The sequence below is a fragment of the Streptomyces flavotricini genome (genome assembly GCF_020639365.1).
GTDB classification, from domain to species: Bacteria; Actinomycetota; Actinomycetes; order Streptomycetales; family Streptomycetaceae; genus Streptomyces; species Streptomyces flavotricini.
In genome coordinates, this window is record NZ_JAINUL010000001.1 from 5632620 (window position 1) to 5647749 (window position 15130).

At 74.6% G+C, this 15130-nt stretch carries 17 protein-coding genes; 10 read left to right on the plus strand and 7 right to left on the minus strand.

Going from position 1 to position 15130, the window contains the following annotated elements; genetic code table 11:
- Positions 1-164: 164 nt before the first annotated feature.
- Genes K7B10_RS25655 through K7B10_RS25670 form a run of 4 tightly spaced genes read right to left on the minus strand, consistent with a single transcriptional unit; the run spans position 165 to position 4990 of the window.
- Complete coding sequence (locus tag K7B10_RS25655; RefSeq protein ID WP_229339475.1) at positions 165-1499, minus strand: AAA domain-containing protein; 1335 nt, start codon at positions 1497-1499, stop codon at positions 165-167.
- On the minus strand, positions 1496-3061 hold the full coding sequence (locus tag K7B10_RS25660; RefSeq protein ID WP_229339477.1) for a hypothetical protein: 1566 nt from the start codon (positions 3059-3061) through the stop codon (positions 1496-1498). The genes K7B10_RS25655 and K7B10_RS25660 overlap by 4 nt, the downstream gene beginning before the upstream one ends.
- Complete coding sequence (locus tag K7B10_RS25665) at positions 3049-4194, minus strand: hypothetical protein (RefSeq protein ID WP_229339479.1); 1146 nt, start codon at positions 4192-4194, stop codon at positions 3049-3051. The genes K7B10_RS25660 and K7B10_RS25665 overlap by 13 nt, the downstream gene beginning before the upstream one ends.
- Entirely contained in the window at positions 4133-4990 is an 858-nt protein-coding gene (locus tag K7B10_RS25670; protein ID WP_229339481.1) for a phosphatase PAP2 family protein, read from the minus strand. Before K7B10_RS25670 ends, K7B10_RS25665 begins: the two co-directional genes overlap by 62 nt.
- A 117-nt stretch (positions 4991-5107) precedes the next feature.
- Here K7B10_RS25670 and K7B10_RS25675 point away from each other — a divergent pair, with 117 nt between their 5' ends.
- Both K7B10_RS25675 and K7B10_RS25680 read left to right on the plus strand, forming a co-directional pair.
- On the plus strand, positions 5108-5704 hold the full coding sequence (locus tag K7B10_RS25675; protein WP_030866362.1) for a histidine phosphatase family protein: 597 nt from the start codon (positions 5108-5110) through the stop codon (positions 5702-5704).
- Between the two features lie 71 nt (positions 5705-5775).
- On the plus strand, positions 5776-6117 hold the full coding sequence (locus K7B10_RS25680; RefSeq protein ID WP_229339483.1) for a VOC family protein: 342 nt from the start codon (positions 5776-5778) through the stop codon (positions 6115-6117).
- An 80-nt stretch (positions 6118-6197) separates the two neighbouring features.
- Here K7B10_RS25680 and K7B10_RS25685 read toward each other — a convergent pair whose 3' ends face one another.
- On the minus strand, positions 6198-7493 hold the full coding sequence (locus tag K7B10_RS25685; RefSeq protein WP_229339485.1) for an NsdA family TPR-like regulatory protein: 1296 nt from the start codon (positions 7491-7493) through the stop codon (positions 6198-6200).
- A 275-nt stretch (positions 7494-7768) separates the two neighbouring features.
- Between K7B10_RS25685 and K7B10_RS25690 the strand changes: the two genes are divergently transcribed.
- From K7B10_RS25690 to K7B10_RS25700, 3 genes are all read left to right on the plus strand, one after another.
- The gene (locus tag K7B10_RS25690; protein WP_229339487.1) at positions 7769-8284 is read left to right on the plus strand and encodes a hypothetical protein; all 516 of its coding nucleotides are present in this window, start codon (positions 7769-7771) and stop codon (positions 8282-8284) included.
- Positions 8275-9204: a spermidine synthase gene (locus K7B10_RS25695; RefSeq protein ID WP_372481564.1), complete on the plus strand. Its 930-nt coding sequence runs from the start codon at positions 8275-8277 to the stop codon at positions 9202-9204. The genes K7B10_RS25690 and K7B10_RS25695 overlap by 10 nt, the downstream gene beginning before the upstream one ends.
- Before the next feature lie 133 nt (positions 9205-9337).
- The gene (locus K7B10_RS25700) at positions 9338-9544 is read left to right on the plus strand and encodes a cold-shock protein (RefSeq protein ID WP_229339489.1); all 207 of its coding nucleotides are present in this window, start codon (positions 9338-9340) and stop codon (positions 9542-9544) included.
- 43 nt (positions 9545-9587) lie between these two features.
- Here the strand turns inward: K7B10_RS25700 and K7B10_RS25705 are convergent, their stop codons facing one another.
- Positions 9588-10130, minus strand: a complete 543-nt coding sequence (locus tag K7B10_RS25705; RefSeq protein ID WP_229339491.1) for a hypothetical protein — start codon at positions 10128-10130, stop codon at positions 9588-9590.
- Between the two features lie 79 nt (positions 10131-10209).
- On the opposite strand from K7B10_RS25705, the gene K7B10_RS25710 reads away from it, so the two are divergent.
- The 4 genes from K7B10_RS25710 to K7B10_RS25725 all read left to right on the plus strand — a co-directional run bounded on the left by K7B10_RS25710 (position 10210) and on the right by K7B10_RS25725 (position 13511).
- Positions 10210-10899, plus strand: a complete 690-nt coding sequence (locus K7B10_RS25710; RefSeq protein WP_030010722.1) for a response regulator transcription factor — start codon at positions 10210-10212, stop codon at positions 10897-10899.
- Between the two features lie 25 nt (positions 10900-10924).
- The gene (locus tag K7B10_RS25715) at positions 10925-12316 is read left to right on the plus strand and encodes a sensor histidine kinase (protein WP_229339493.1); all 1392 of its coding nucleotides are present in this window, start codon (positions 10925-10927) and stop codon (positions 12314-12316) included.
- 64 nt (positions 12317-12380) lie between these two features.
- On the plus strand, positions 12381-13055 hold the full coding sequence (locus K7B10_RS25720) for an NADPH-dependent F420 reductase (protein WP_229339495.1): 675 nt from the start codon (positions 12381-12383) through the stop codon (positions 13053-13055).
- A 159-nt stretch (positions 13056-13214) separates the two neighbouring features.
- Entirely contained in the window at positions 13215-13511 is a 297-nt protein-coding gene (locus tag K7B10_RS25725; RefSeq protein ID WP_229339497.1) for a DUF3303 family protein, read from the plus strand.
- A 79-nt stretch (positions 13512-13590) separates the two neighbouring features.
- On the opposite strand, the gene K7B10_RS25730 is transcribed toward K7B10_RS25725, so the two are convergent.
- On the minus strand, positions 13591-14097 hold the full coding sequence (locus K7B10_RS25730; protein ID WP_229339499.1) for a MarR family winged helix-turn-helix transcriptional regulator: 507 nt from the start codon (positions 14095-14097) through the stop codon (positions 13591-13593).
- Positions 14098-14216: 119 nt separating this feature from the next.
- Here K7B10_RS25730 and K7B10_RS25735 point away from each other — a divergent pair, with 119 nt between their 5' ends.
- The gene (locus K7B10_RS25735) at positions 14217-15038 is read left to right on the plus strand and encodes an NAD(P)H-binding protein (protein WP_229345410.1); all 822 of its coding nucleotides are present in this window, start codon (positions 14217-14219) and stop codon (positions 15036-15038) included.
- Positions 15039-15130: the final 92 nt, after the last annotated feature.

Genomic DNA, 15130 nt, shown 5'->3' on the forward strand with positions numbered 1-15130 from the left:
ATCGTGCCGCCGTCTCGCCGTGTCAGGGCCTCCAGGGCACCCGGTGCTCCGCGAGGTGGGCCAGGACCGAGTGGTTGGCCTCCCAGCCGTCCGGGCTGTGTTCACCGGCCGCCTCCGGCGGCGTGCCGGACTCCGTCCGGCGATCGTGCCGCCGTCTCGCCGTGTCAGGGCCTCCAGGGCACCCGGTGCTCCGCGAGGTGGGCCAGGACCGAGTGGTTGGCCTCCCAGCCGTCCGGGAACTTCACCGTCACGCCCAACTGGACCGGCTCCGTGGACGGGTGGTCGTCCAGCAGCTCCGCTATGCCCGCCCGGGCCACCACCACGCAGGCGTGCCGGTGCCGCGAGGCCAGCACGCACAGGCGGCCCGTCTCCAGGTGGAACGCCGTCGCGTCCGGGCGGCCCGACAGCGGATGCAGCACCACCGTGAGGTCGTACTCCCGCCCCTGGAGCCGGTTCGCGGTGTCCACCGTGACCCCGGCGACGCCCAGCTCCGCCAGCGCGGCCCGGACCGCCGAGGCCTGGTCGCGGTGCGCCGTGCCGACCGCGATCCGGTCGGCGGTCAGCGGGGTCGGGGCCTGCGACTGCTCGTCCGCCGTCACCGCACCCCGGTCCAGCGCCCGCCGGACCACCAGGGCCACCGCCCGTACGGCCTCCGGGTCGGTGCGCGGGGTGTGCCGCGCGGGCAGCTCCAGCAGGCCCCAGCCCGACTCCGCGGCCTCGTCCAGCACCCGGTCCGGGCCCGAGCCGTCGCCGGCGACCCCGTACGACAGCCGCCGCTCGCCCGGTCCCGTACCGCTGCGGAACTGCGTGTACGGGTAGAACGCCCGTGAGACCAGCGGCGCTGCCGACGCCGGGAGCCGCCAGGACACCGGCAGCCGGTGCTGCGGCAGCTGCGGGTTGTGCGCCAGCAGGGTGCTGACGGCACTCGCCGAAGGGTCGTACGACAGCCCGGCCCACTGCTCGGCGCCGACCACGCTGAACGGGTCCAGCTGCCCCGGGTCGCCCACGAACAGGGCCCGGTCGAACAGCCCGGCCACGGCCAGCAGCGCGTCCGAGCGCATCTGGTACGCCTCGTCGACGATGGCGTGTTCCCAGGGCTCGGCGTCCTTCACGTACGCCCACTTCGCCGCCGTCGAGATGGTGATCGGCAGCTCCGCGAGGTCCTTCGGCTTCGCCGAGAGGGTGACCGAGGGCAGCTCGCGCAGTGCCGGATCGTAGGCGTCGCCCTCACTGCTGTGCAGCCGGCCGACCTTCAGCTCCGGATCCTTGTCGGCGAGCCGCAGCACCAGGTCGTCGACCTGGGCGTTGGTCTGCGCGACCACCATCAGCCGGCGCCCGGCCGCGGCCAGTTCGCGGGCGGCCCGCACCACCAGCGTGGACTTGCCGGCCCCCGGCGGGGAGTCGACGACCACGCCGCGCTCGCTGCCGTGCAGGGTGTCGCGCAGGATGGCGGCGGTCGCCTCGGCGGCCGCGGCCCCCGGGTCGAATGCGGTGGTCACAGGATGTCCTCGTCCGTCACGGCGTCAGGAAGCGGAGCGGCGGCCCGGGATCCGGGCGGGCCGCCGTGCGTCCACGGGGTCTTCTCCGGGTCCGGCAGCTTCGGGCCGCCGCGCGCGTCGTGCTCGAACAGCGTCCAGCAGATCCGCTCGCCCTTCTCCGGCACCGAGCCCGGCTCCGGCTCCCTGCCGCGGCCCATCTTGTCCAGCAGCCGCAGCACGAGCCGCCCGTCCTCCTCGAAGCGGACGAACTGCGCCGCTTGCGGGCGGCCCTCAAGCGAGCGGAACACCTTGCCGCCGCCGCCCTCGGCGAGCTGCGGACGGTCCTCCGTGGCCACCGTCACCAGCGGGCGCGGACTCGGCCGCTTCGACTCCGTCCACTCCATCACGACCTCGGTGACCTCGCCCGCGAAGGCCTCGCCCGACAGCCGCCGGCCCGCCATCACCAGCGGATCGTCCAGCGCCTCCTGGGCGTCCAGCCGCACCTGCTCGGTCTCCCGCGTCGCCAGCTTCTGCGCGGCCGTCACCGCGTCGTCGCGGCGCGGCTGTGGCGGCTCGCCCGCCCGGACCCGGTCCCGGTGGCCGGTGTACGACCAGCGGTCGCGGGTCCAGCGCTCCTCGGCCCGCTCCCCGGCCGGCAGCGCGCGCAGCAGCTCCAGCGACTGCCACACCGCCCGCCAGGTGGGCCGCATCTGCTCCGCGACGAGCTCCCGGACGGCCGCCTCGGCGCGGGCCGCCGCCTTCGGGTCCCCGTCGGCGCGCGCCGCGTCGTAGCGGGCCATCGCCGGGGCCAGCAGCTTGTTGTCGAAGGCCGGATCGGTGGCCGGTCCGGCGGGCGGCACCAGCAGCTGCCCGTCCCGGTCGCGGCCCAGTTCGGCCCGCAGGGCCGCCTCCGCGCCCGATTCCCCCTCCGGCGGGGCTATCCACGACAGCAGGGCGCCCAGGTGCTGGTCCTCCAGATTGCTCTGGCCGGTGGCCCAGTGCCGCCCGAGCAGCTCCGTCGCCGACAGCAGCATCGAAGCCCCCGGAACCCGCGAGCGCTCGCCGAGGTGCGTGAACCAGCGCCCCAGCAGCGGCACCCGCGTGGGCGCCGGATACGGATTCTCCGGATCCTCCTCGGCCGTCCGCCTGAACCGCATCGACCGCCCCAGCAGCCGTACGTACTCGATGCCGGCCCGGCTCGGCACGATCAACTGCGGCGCGTCCAGGCAGAGCTCGGCGGCGACCTTGCTCTTCGCGCCGGTGTCCGGGTCGGTCTCGGTGCGCTCCACGTACTCGACGTCGTCCGCGTACCCGTCCAGGTACGGCAGGACCACGTCGGCCAGGTCCGCCAGGAAGGCCCAGCGCAGGTCCCGGTCGCGCGGCTGCGCCACCACGAGCAGCCGCGGCTCCGCGGGATCCGTGCCGACGAGCGCGCCGAGCGGGGCCCCGGCCTCGCCCGCCGTGGTCAGGGGTACGAGGACCAGTGGGCGCTCGCTCAGATGCCGGTGCCGTACGGTCGCCAGGGGCCGGGCCCGGCCCGCCCGGACGGCCTCCAGTCGCGCGAGGGTGTTCAGCAGGGACATGCGGCCGCCTCCAGGGCCTCGGCGCGCAGCCGGGCCGCGTGGTGGAGCGAGGCCGCCGTCGGGTCGTCGGGGCCGCCGGATCCGGCGGCCGCCGCCAGGGCCTCCTCGACGGTGGTGAGCGCGCCGAGCTCCCCCCGTACGGAACGGCCCAGCGCGGTCACCGCGTCGGCGGCGCGGGCCCGCTCCCGGCAGTGGAAGGCCAGCTCGCAGGCGGCCAGGCATTCGGGGGCGTAGGAGGCGGAGACGGCCGCCACCGCCTCGGTCAGCTCCTCGGCGGGGCGCGCCGGGTCGAAGCTGAGCCCTTCGGGCAGGGCCGCGGCCAGCTCCTCGACCCGGGTCAGCCGCTCCAGCTGGCGCCGGGTCACGGCCCGCTCGCGGCGGATGTCGACGGGCGCGGCGGCGGGCAGGTTGGAGAAGTCCTTCGGGCAGACGAGCAGCACGGTGTGCCCGACCACGGCGGAGGCCAGCTTCCCGGCGGTCTTCTCCAGGGCCAGTACGTACACGGCGGCCTGCCGGGCGGCGGCGCCCACCTTCGCGGCGTCGGCGGCCCCGTCGATCATCGGGAACGACTTGATCTCGACGACGGTCCAGCGGCCGTCGGGGTGCACCACGACGGCGTCCGGCTCCAGATAGGCGGGGGAGCCCGCCACCTCCAGGGCCAGCATCGGGTGGTCCAGCAGGGTCCACGCGCCGGAGGCGGCCGCGGCGGCGGTCGCCTCGCGCAGCGCGAGCGCGGTGCGGGCGGCGCGGCCCTCGGGCCCGGCGGCCGTCAGATCGGGGACGCGCGCGTCCGGGCCGGGGGGCTCGGAGCCCGCGCCGAGGTGCTCGTGCACGAGCCGCAGGAGCTCGGCTCCGCCGTCGCCCTTGACCTTGGCCTCGAAGGAGTTCCCGCGGACGATCGCGAACTGCGACTGGCCGAAGGCGGCGGGCGAGCCGAGGGCGGCGGCCAGGGCGGTCTTGTCCACGCCCGCGCCGTCGAGCAGGGCTCGTCTGCCGCATCCTGGGTTGGCGGCGAGCGCCGCCAGCGCTCGGGCGTCGAGCGGGCGGGGCGGCACGGCGGGGCCGCGCAGGTCAGCGAGCCGCTGCCGCAGTGTCGTCTTCGGAGGCGGGCCGCTGGGCGGGTAGGAGCTCACGGGCGGAAGTGTCCCATCCGCCACTGACAATCGGGGCGGTACCGCGGAAACCGGCTGTTCGGGCCGGTGGCCGGGCGGCTCGCGCGGGCAGCCGGCGGGTGATCGCGTACCCGGCGGCCATCACGGCGGCTCCGGCCGCCGCGTCCAGGAAGTAGTGGTTGGCGGTGCCCATGACCACGAGCGCGGTGACGGCGGGATAGGCGATGCCGAGCGCCCGCAGCAGCGGGTGGCGCCCGTGCCGCCAGAGCAGGACCCCGCACCACAGGGCCCAGCCCACGTGCAGGCTCGGCATGGCCGCGTACTGGTTGGTCAGGCCCCCGAGCCCGCGCGGCGCACTGGCCTCGGCGCCCCACCACCCGTACGCGCTGTACTGGGCCATCGTGTCGGTGAACCCCTGCGCGGAGTCCAGCAGCCGGGGCGGGCAGGTGGGCATCAGGGTGAAGCCGACGAGCCCGAGGAGGGTGGAGACCACGAGCCAGGTGCGGGCGGAGCGGTAGTGCCGGGGCCGGCGCAGGTACAGCCAGACCAGCACGGCCGGGGTGACCAGGTAGTGCAGGGAGGCGTACATGAAGTCGGCGGGTATGCCGAGCAGTGCCTGCTGGGAGAACAGCCGGTTGAGCGGCCGTTCGAAGTCGAGCCCCAGCAGCTCCTCGGTCCGCAGGACGGAGAGGCCGTGGCCGACGGCGAGGTGCACGTCGCCCCGGGCGAGGAGTCTGCCACCGGTGTACGCGCCGTAGACGAGCCCCAGGAGCAGCAGTTCGGCCCACCACCGGGTGGGCTTCTGCCGATCAGTCATACGCGGTAGGACGCTTGTGCGACGGGGTGGGTTGCCTGGTGTTCATGTGATGGATGATGGATGGACGACGCAATCGCCCAAAGTCGTACGAAAAACTACTTACCGGGAGAGTTCCCTATGGCCCCCCGCATCCTCCTGGCCCGGCACGGCCAGACGGCGTGGTCCCAGCTCGGCAAGCACACCGGACGCACGGACGTGCCCATGCTGGAGGAGGGCAGGCGCGGCGCGAAGCTGCTCGGCGAGCGGCTGGCCCGCGCCCCCTGGAACGGCCTGCCCGGTGTGGAGGTCCGCACCAGCCCGCTGGTCCGCGCGAGCGAGAGCTGCGACCTGGCGGGCTTCGGCGCCCAGGCGGATCCGTGGGACGCCCTGATGGAGTGGGACTACGGCGACTACGAGGGCATGACCCCGGCCGAGATCCAGGCGGTCCGCCCGGGCTGGCTGATCTGGCGCGACGGGGTGCCGGGCGGCGAGTCCGTTGCCGACGTCGCGGCCCGCGCCGACGAGGTCGTCGCCTGGGCCCGCTCGGCGGAACGCGACGTGCTGGTCTTCGCGCACGGGCACATCCTGCGCACCCTGGCCGCCCGCTGGCTCGGCCTGGAGGCCTCCTTCGGCGCCCGCATCCGCCTGGAGCCCACGTCCCTCTCGGTCCTGGGCTGGGCGTACGGGGCCCCCGCCCTGGAACGCTGGAACGACACGGGCCACCTGGACCTGTAGTCGGGTCTCCGTCCGAAGTCCCATGCTGGGGTGGCTGGTTGGGAGCTCTGCGCGGCTGCGAGGATGGGGTCGTGACGATCGATTCCGTGGTGATCAGGCGGCGCGTGCCCGACCTCGACGCGGTCCAGACGTTCTACGAGGAGCTGACCGGCGAGCCGGCGAACCGGTTCGCGTTCGCCGGTCTGCAACTGGCGGCCGTCGGCCCCTTCCTCCTGTTCACCGGACCGGACGAGGTCGCGGAGCGGTTCGCGGGGGTGGCCGCGACCCTGGGCGTGGCCGACCTGGACGCGGCCGTCGAGCAGGCCCGGGCGGCCGGCGCCGAGCTCGTCGCCGCGCCCGCCGACACGCCGAACGGGCGGAGGGCCGTGCTCCGGCACCCGGACGGCGCGGTCTACGAGTACGTCAGCGGCTGAGCGCGGCGGCGGGGCGGGCCCGGCCCGGGCGGTGCGAGCGGTCTGGCCGTCGAGTGGCGCGTCAGACCGTCGAGTGGCGGTCAGGCCGTGGCGTGGCGGGTCAGGAAGGCGGACACGCGGGGGCTGCGCTGGTGCGGGACCAGGGTGCGGGCCGTGCCCGAGAGCATGGACCGGATCCGGGTGGACTGGACCTCGGTGAGCAGGTCCAGGACCCGCCCGCCCGCCCAGGCCGCCTCGTCCGGGGCGCCCGCGCGCGCCAGGTCGTCGGCCAGCTCCGCCGTGTAGAGGGCCACGTTCCGGGCGAAGTGCGGATCCTGGAGGTCCGCCGCGCGGCGGGCGTGCCGGGCCGCGCGGGCGTGCTCCCCGAGGGCCGCCCAGCACCGCGACTCCAGGGACTCCAGTTCGGCCTCGCCGAAGAAGGACATCCACTCCGGGTCGGCTGCCGCCGGGCCGCGCGAGAACTCCGTGTGCGCCCGGGTCAGCGCCTCCTCGCAGGCCTTGCGGTCGGCCAGCCCCGCCCAGCCGCCCGCCTCGCGCAGCGCGAGCAGCGACAGCAGCCGCGGGGAACCGAGGGAGCGGGCGGCCCGGCGGCCCGCCTGGGCCGCCCGTACGGACTCCCGGGGCCGGCCGCAGTCCCGGGCCAGGAAGGCCATGTTGCTGAAGGCGTGCGCCTCCAGGCCCGCGTCCCCCGCGACCCGGGCCGTGGCGAGGGCCTCCGCGTAGTGCGAGCGGGCGTCGTCGAAACGGCCGGAGTCGTGCGCCAGCCAGCCCACGGAGACGGCCAGTTCACCGGCGCCCGCGTGCAGCCGGTCCTCGGTGGACTGCCGGGTGGCACCCGCGTCCAGCAGCGCGTAGGCGGTGCGCAGGGGTTCGGCGGCCTTGCGGTACAGGGCGTCGGCCCCGTGCCGGTCGTCCAGCAGCCGGATCTGGCGTACGGCCTCCTCGACCGCGGCCGCCTCGGACTCGCCCGCCCGGGAAGGCGGCCGGCGGGTGTCGCCGAGCAGGGTGAAGCCGATCGTCGCGGCCGCCACGGTCGCGGAGCCGCCCGCCATGAACGCGCGACGCAGCACGTCGCTCTCCTTGTGGGTGAAAGGGGCGCTGCGCTGCGCGGACCGGCCGCGGACCGCCTCGCGCGGAGAGAAGCCCAGATCGGCCAGGGTCCGGCCGGGGAACATGTGCAGGAAGACCCGCTCGTACGCGTAATTGGGACAGCGGATCTCACCGGACTCGACCCGGCCGATGTAGCGGGCGTCGCAGGAAACCGTTTCTCCGATTTCCTTCGCGGCCCGGCGCACCATGGCCGCGAACTCGGCCGGGGAGTTCCGGCCGCGCAGTCGCCGGAACGTCTGATTGGGTGAGTGGGGGAACGCCGCCATGGACGTGGCCTCTCTGGCAAGGGACGCACCGCCGGTTCCGCGGGATGGGGCCGGTCCCGGCGCGCATGAAAGTACCGCCAGAGGCGGACGGCTGACGCGGTGTTTGGCTACAAAAGGGATATCTCACCCGCGATCCGCCATGAACTGCCATCCTTTGCAGCGTCTTGCCACCGCACCCGTTGACGTTTTCGCGCGTTGAGCCCATGCGGGGTGTGAGCTGACTCCCGCCCCGCTCGTACGCGGATCGAGGAGGGGTTCCCTTGGTGGAGGGCGGCATGGAGAGCACTGGAATGAACACCGCGCCCGCGTCTTCGGGCTCGACCCCCGTCCCGGCCGCGACCGCCGTGGCGGTCGCCCCGGTCGCCGGGGTGGCTCCGGCCGGTCCGGTGGCTCCGGCCGTCGTCGCCGTCGCCCCGGCGGGCGCGGTGGGCCCGGCCGAGGCGCCGGACCTGGTGACCGTGCCCACCCGGCAGGGCCTGGAGGCCGTGGACATCATCCGCCGCGCCGCCAGCCTGGCCGGCGGGGTCGGACCGGTGCTGCACGACGGCTCCGGCGACACCCTCGGCTTCATCGTCCCGCCCGGCACCGCCGACGCCTGGGACATGCCGGGCAGCGCCTGCACCCAGACCAACGGACGCGGCATGCGCTTCGGCGACGTCTCGCCCACCGCCGGTGACACCGGCTGGCTGCTCCCCCCGGAAGCCGTCGGTCCGGTCACCGACCCGGAGGTGCTGCGCGCCGCGCTCGGCGAGGCCGCCCGCCTGATCGAGGCGGCGGACAACTGCCGCTGACCGGCGACAATGGGGTGGTGGCAGGCAAGGGCAGAGGAAGCGGCAGCGGCGGCGGCAGGCAGCGCGGGCGCGGAGGCGGGAGCGCGGGCTCCGAGGCGGTCGTCGGGCGGGTGGACGGCGGCACGGCGGAGCTGGCTCCCGACCGGGAGCGCGCCGAGGCCTGGACGCTGCTCATCGACGGGGCCCCGCAGTCGCATGTGGACCTGGGCGATCCGGGGTACCTGGACTTCGCCTACCAGCGCCGGATCGGCCACCTCATCGACCTCGTCGCACCCGCCCGGCAGCCCCTGAACGTGGTGCACCTGGGCGGCGGCGCGTTCACCCTCGCGCGCTACACGGCGGCCGCCCGGCCGCGCTCCACCCAGCAGGTCGTGGAGATCGACGCCGCGCTGGTGGCCTTCGTACGGCAGCACCTGCCGCTGGACCCGCAGGCGCGGGTCCGGGTCCGGGCGGTGGACGCGCGGGCGGGCCTGGCCAAGGTCCCGGACGGCTGGGCCGACCTGGTGATCGCGGACGTGTTCAGCGGCGCGCGGACCCCGGCCCACCTGACGAGCGCCGAGTTCCTGGACGACGTACGCCGGGCCCTGGCGCCCGGCGGGTGGTACGTGGCCAACCTCGCGGACGGTCCGCCGCTCGCGCACCTGAAGGGCCAGATCGCGACGGCCGCGTCGCGCTTCGAGCACCTGGCGCTGGCCGCCGACCCGGTGGTGTGGCGGGGGAAACGGTTCGGCAATGCGGTGCTGGTGGCCGCGGACCGGGAGCTGCCGGTCGCCGAGTTCACCCGCCGGGTCGCGAGCGATCCGCATCCCGGCCGGGTCGAGCAGGGGCGGGCCCTCGCGGACTTCGCGGGCGGCGCGGCGCCGGTCGCGGACGCCTCGGCGGTGGCCTCGCCGGAGCCCCCGCCGTCGGTCTTCCGCTGAGGGGCGCGGTCCGTCGCGACACGCCCTCGTACGGATGACCTTGCGGTCCGATCACCCCGGGAGCGGGTATGTCTGCGAGTCGGATGCCCCGCCGGGGCGCCCGGACACCGTCAGGCAGCAGGGAGACAGGGACATGGCTCAGGGCACCGTCAAGTGGTTCAACGCGGAGAAGGGCTTCGGGTTCATCGCGCCCGAGGACGGCACCCCGGACGTCTTCGCCCACTTCAGCGAGATCCAGGGGACCGGATTCAAGGAGCTCCGGGAGAACGACAAGGTCGAGTACGACCTCGGCCAGAGCACGAAGGGGCCGCAGGCGACGAACATCAGCGTCATCCGCTGACGGGCCGGGCGCCCCGGGCCCGGCCTGATCCAGAAGACGCCGCCTAGCCCTCGTACGTCTCCACCAGCGGCGGGTGGCCGTTCCAGGTGCAGAAGACCGACATCTCCCGGCCCGCCTTCGTGAAGGTGACCCGGATCCAGTACGGCTGTTTCCACACCTGCATCTGCCAGCCGGCGTCCGGCGTCGCCGAGACCAGCTCGGCCGAGGACGTCCCGAGGTCGAAGACCACGCGGCCGCCCGTGACCGGGTAGGCCTTCACCTTGCCCGGATCCCCGTCGCCCTGCTGCCCCTCCGGGCTCGGGCTCGGCGGGGCCGCCTTCTGCGCGGGCTTCGAGGGCGAGGCGCCGGCGGAGGGCGGAGCCGAGGGGGAGGCGGCGGACGGGGAGGGCGCGTCCGGGGACGGCCCGGCCGGGGGCGTCGCCGCGTCGTGCGTCGAGGAGGACAGCGGCTGCGTGGTGAGCGGCACCGCCAGCGGCGGATCGTAGGCCGTTCCGGACATGACCGTGTGCACGCCCCACCAGGACAGCGTCACCGCCGCCCCGGTCGCCAGCGTCCAGGCGAGTGCGTGAACAAGACCTCGGTGCATGAAGGCACATACTGCACCACGCGTCCGGGAAGCGGCCCGACACCCCGCCGGGTCCCCCGAATGGACTACGGTGCGGCCCATGGCAAGTGTGCTCGTGGTCGAGGACGACCAGTTCGTACGTTCCGCCCTGATCCGGCACCTGACCGAGGCCTCGCACACCGTGCGGAGCGTCGGTACGGCCCTGGAGGCGCTGCGCGAGGTCGCCCACCACCGGTTCGACGTGGTCATCCTCGACCTCGGGCTGCCCGACCTCGACGGGTCGGAGGCGCTGAAGATGCTGCGCGGCATCACCGACGTACCGGTGATCATCGCCACCGCGCGCGACGACGAGGCCGAGATCGTCCGGCTCCTCAACGACGGCGCCGACGACTACCTGACCAAGCCCTTCTCCGTGGAGCACCTCTCCGCCCGCATGTCCGCCGTCCTGCGCCGTGCCCGCGCGGCCGCCGGGGCCGAGCCCCCCTCGCGCGTACTGCGGGTGGGCGGGCTGGCCATCGACCCGCTGCGGCGCCAGGCCGAGCTGGACGGGGCCGTACTGGACCTCACGCGGCGGGAGTTCGACCTGCTGGCCTTCCTCGCCGGGCGGCCCGGGGTGGTCGTGGCCCGGCGCGAGCTGCTCGCCGAGGTCTGGCAGCAGTCGTACGGGGACGACCAGACGATCGACGTGCACCTGTCCTGGCTGCGCCGCAAACTGGGCGAAACGGCCGCCCGGCCGCGGTACTTGCACACCCTGCGGGGGGTCGGCGTCAAGCTGGAGCCGCCCCGGTGAGCGCGGTGGACGCGGTGGGCGCGCGATGAGATGGGCGCTGGTCAAGGTGTGCCTCGCGGTCACGGCCATGGTGGTCGTGGCCTTCGCCGTGCCGCTCGGGCTCGTCGTCCAGGAGATGGCCCGCGACCGGGCCTTCTCCAACGCCGAACGGCAGGCCGCCACGATCGGGCCGACCCTGTCCATCACCACCGACCCCGGTCAGCTGCGCAAGGCCGTCGAGTCCACGCAGATGGGCGCGGCCCAGCGGATGGCGGTCCACGTGCCCTCGATCGGGGGCGGCGCACCCGTCGAGATCGGCACCACGCGGGCCGGGTCGCACGCCGTGGAGGAGACCCGGCGGATGGGGCGGGCGATGACGGCCCGGCTGGCCGGGGGCGGTTCGGCGCTGCTCCAGCCGACCGCGCTCGGCTCGGGGGACATCGCCGTCGTGGAGATCTTCGTACCGGAGAGCGAGGTCAGCAACGGCGTCGCGACGGCCTGGGTGGTGCTCGCGGGGGTCGGCCTGGCGCTGATCGTGGGCTCCGTGGCGGTCGCCGACCGGCTCGGCGCCCGGCTGGTGCGGCCGGCCGAGCGGCTCGCGGACGCCGCGCACCAGCTGGGCGAGGGCCGGCTGGGGGCGCGGGTGCCGGAGGACGGGCCGAAGGAACTGCGCTCGGCGGCCGTCGCGTTCAACTCGATGGCGGACCAGGTGGTGGAACTCCTCGCCAACGAGCGGGAGCTGGCCGCCGACCTCTCGCACCGGCTGCGGACGCCGCTGACGGTGCTGCGGCTCAACGCGGCCTCGCTCGGCGACGGGCCGGCCGCCGAGCAGACCCGGGCGGCGGTGGAGCAGCTGGAGCGGGAGGTCGACACGATCATCCGTACCGCCCGTGAGCAGCGCGCTCCGGCGTCCGGCGCGGCCGGCGGCGGGGGCGGGGCGGGCTGCGACGCCTCGGAGGTGATCCGCGACCGCATGGCCTTCTGGTCGGCGCTGGCGGAGGACGAGGGCCGCGAGGTGCGCCTCGCGGGGGTGGACCGCACGGTGCGGCTCCCGGTCGCCCGGCCGGAGCTCGCGGCAGCCCTCGACGCCCTGCTCGGCAACGTGTTCCGGCACACCCCGGAGGGCACCCCGTTCGCGGTGGACGTGCACGACGCCGGGGACGCGGTCATTGTGCTCGTCTCGGACGCGGGCCCCGGGATCGCCGATCCGGACGCGGCGCTGCGGCGCGGCAACGACGGCGGGCGGGACGGCTCGACGGGGCTCGGGCTGGACATCGTGCGCCGGGTCGCGGAGTCGACGGGCGGAGACGTGCGGATCGGGCGCTCGATGCTCGGAGGGACCGAGGTCCGGGTGTGGATCGCCCTGGACGACCGGGCGCGGGGCGGCTCGGGCGGCGTACGGACGCGCCGGGTGAGCCGGCGCAAGCGGCGCGGCTGACGCGTACCGTACGGGGGTTGTTGCTCGTCCTTCGTCCCTTCCCTCGAACGGAATGGAACCGGTCATGCGCTATGCAGTCCTCGGCACCGGCATCGTCGGCCGTACGGTGGCCGCCCGCCTCGCCTCCCTCGGCCACGAGGTGGTCATCGGCACCCGGGATCCCGAGGTCACCCTCGCCCGTACCGAGTACGCCGAATGGCAGTCGGCCAACCCGCAGGTCGGCCTCGCCTCCTTCCCCGACGCCGCCCGGCACGGAGACGTCCTGGTCAACGCCACCGGCGGGCAGGTCAGCGTGGCCGCCCTGACGGAGGCGGACGCCGCGCACCTGGACGGGAAGGTGCTGATCGACATCGCCAACCCGCTGGACTTCTCGCACGGGTTCCCGCCCACCCTCGACCCGGTGGACGACGACAGCCTGGGCGAACTGCTCCAGCGGACCTTCCCGGGGCTGCGGGTGGTCAAGACGCTGAACACGATGAACTGCCAGGTCATGGTCGAACCGGCGCGGGTGCCGGGCGAACACAACGTGTTCCTGTCGGGCGAGGACGCCGATGCCAAGAAGTCCGTACGCGAACTCCTCCACTCCTTCGGCTGGCCGGAGGAGAGCATCCTCGACCTCGGAGGGATCGAGTCGGCCCGCGGTACGGAGATGCTCCTGCCCGTCTGGCTCCGTCTGATGGGGACGCTCGGGCACGCGGACTTCAACTTCCACATCCAGGGCGCGACGGCGGGCGACTGAGGACGTCCGGGGCGGCGCGGGGCCCCGGCCGGCGCCGGCGCCGGCGCCGGCGCGGGTGCGGGTGCCGCGGCCGGTGCCTCGGCCGGGGCCGGATGGGCGAGGAGAGGTTGCCGGTGCCGGTGGCCCGGCCGAGTGTGGGCCCGACGGAAGGAGTCAGGCATGAGAGTCATGCTCCGGGCCCACATCGACACGCAGGCCGGCAATGAGGCCACCAGGGCCGGCACCCTGCCCCAGGCCATGAAGAAGCTCATGGAGAAGGTCAAGCCGGAGGCAGCGTACTTCGGCCCCTCCGAGGGCGTCCGGAGCTGCTGGATCGTCTTCGACATGCAGGACAGCGCGGAGATGCCGGCGCTGCTCGAAGGGCTCTTCACGGAGCTGAACGCCGAGATCGAGATCAGCCCGGTGATGAACGCGGAGGACCTGGCGAAGGGGCTCTCGCAGATGCAGGGCGCGTAGCGCCCGTACGCGACCGTGCCCGGCCGGCGGCCGCCACCGCGAACGACGCGGAGGCGGCCGCCGGTGCGTGTACGAGGGATCAGCCGCCGGAGTTCAGGCGCTGTGCCTGGGCGCGGCCGACCTCGGCGGCGCGGTGCAGGTAGTCGGCGATGACGGCGAGTTCGGAGTCGGAGTAGCCCTCCAGGACGGCGCCGAAGGCCCGGCCGGGGGTCTCCCAGGCCTCGCCGATCCGGCGGCGGGCCTCGGGGACGAGGGCGACCAGGGAGCGGCGCCGGTCGCGGGGGTCGGCGAGGCGCTCGACGATGCCGGCCTTGACCAGCCGGTCCACGAGGCGGGTCGCGGAGCCGGAGGTCAGGCCGGTGAGGCGGGCGATGTCCCCGGTGCTGACGGGACCGGGTTCCATGTCGAGGAGCGCGACGCACTGCATGTCCGTGGGGTGCAGGCCGACGTGGTCGGCCATCGCCTGCGTGAAGAACGAGTAGTCGGCGTAGTGCCGCTGGCTCTCGGTGACGATGCGCGCCAGGAGTTCGGCGCGGCTCCACTCATCGGGGGCGGCGTCACTCGAACGAGGGGAATCGGTTGACATCGGCTTCTCCATGCCTGAAATTTATCTGCGTGGCGCAGAGTATTTGTGGTGCAGAATCTGTGCCGCGTACTCATCTTAGCGTGGACACCGTCCACATGAACAGGAAGCAGGAACCCGTCATGTCGATCCTCGTCACCGGTGCCCGCGGCTCCGTCGCCCGCGGTCTCGTCTCCCTCCTCGCCGCCCGCGCCGTCCCTCACCGCCTCGCCTCCCGCGAGCCGGACACGCCGGACACCGTCCGCTGTGACCTGGGAGATCCCGCGACCTTCCCGGGCGCTTTGGCCGGAGCGCGGTCCGTCTTCCTCTACGCCGAGGCCTCCGCCGTCGACGCCTTCGTCAAGGAGGCCGTCGCCGCCGGAGTCGAGCACGTCGTGCTCCTGTCCTCCTCCTCGGTGCTCGCCCCCGGCGCCGCCGACAGCCCGCTGGCTGCCGCCCATCTCGCCGTCGAGGAGGCCCTGCTGGGCTCCCCGCTGCGCACCACCCTGTTGCGCCCCGGCTCCTTTGCGAGCAATGCCCTCGGCTGGGCCCGGTCGCTGAAGTCCGGCCGCCCGGTCCACCTGCCCCACCCGGGCTCGCACGGTGACCCGGTCCATGAGGCCGACCTCGCCGAGGCCGCGTTCGCCGTCCTCACCGACCCGGCCCTCGCCGGCCGCGCGTACCACCTGACGGGACCGCAGTCGCTGACGTTCGCGACCCAACTCGCGATACTCGGGCGGGTCCTGGGCACCCCCGCACCGTTCGAGGCCGTCACCGCCGAGCAGTGGAAGGCCGAGGTCGACGGGTACATCCCCGGCCCCTACGCTGACGCGCTCCTCGAATACTGGGCCGCCGGCGACGGGATACCGGCCGAGATCACCGACGCCGTCGAGCACCTCACGGGCCACCCGGCCCGTACCTTCGAAGCGTGGGCCCACGACCACGCGGAGGCCTTCCGCGGCTAGGGCGCGTGCCGGGCGTCGCGGGGCAGGCGGGACTTTGCGGACACCCCCCATGGGGTGTCTTGTCGATCGAGCCCGGCCAGACGGGGCTTTGA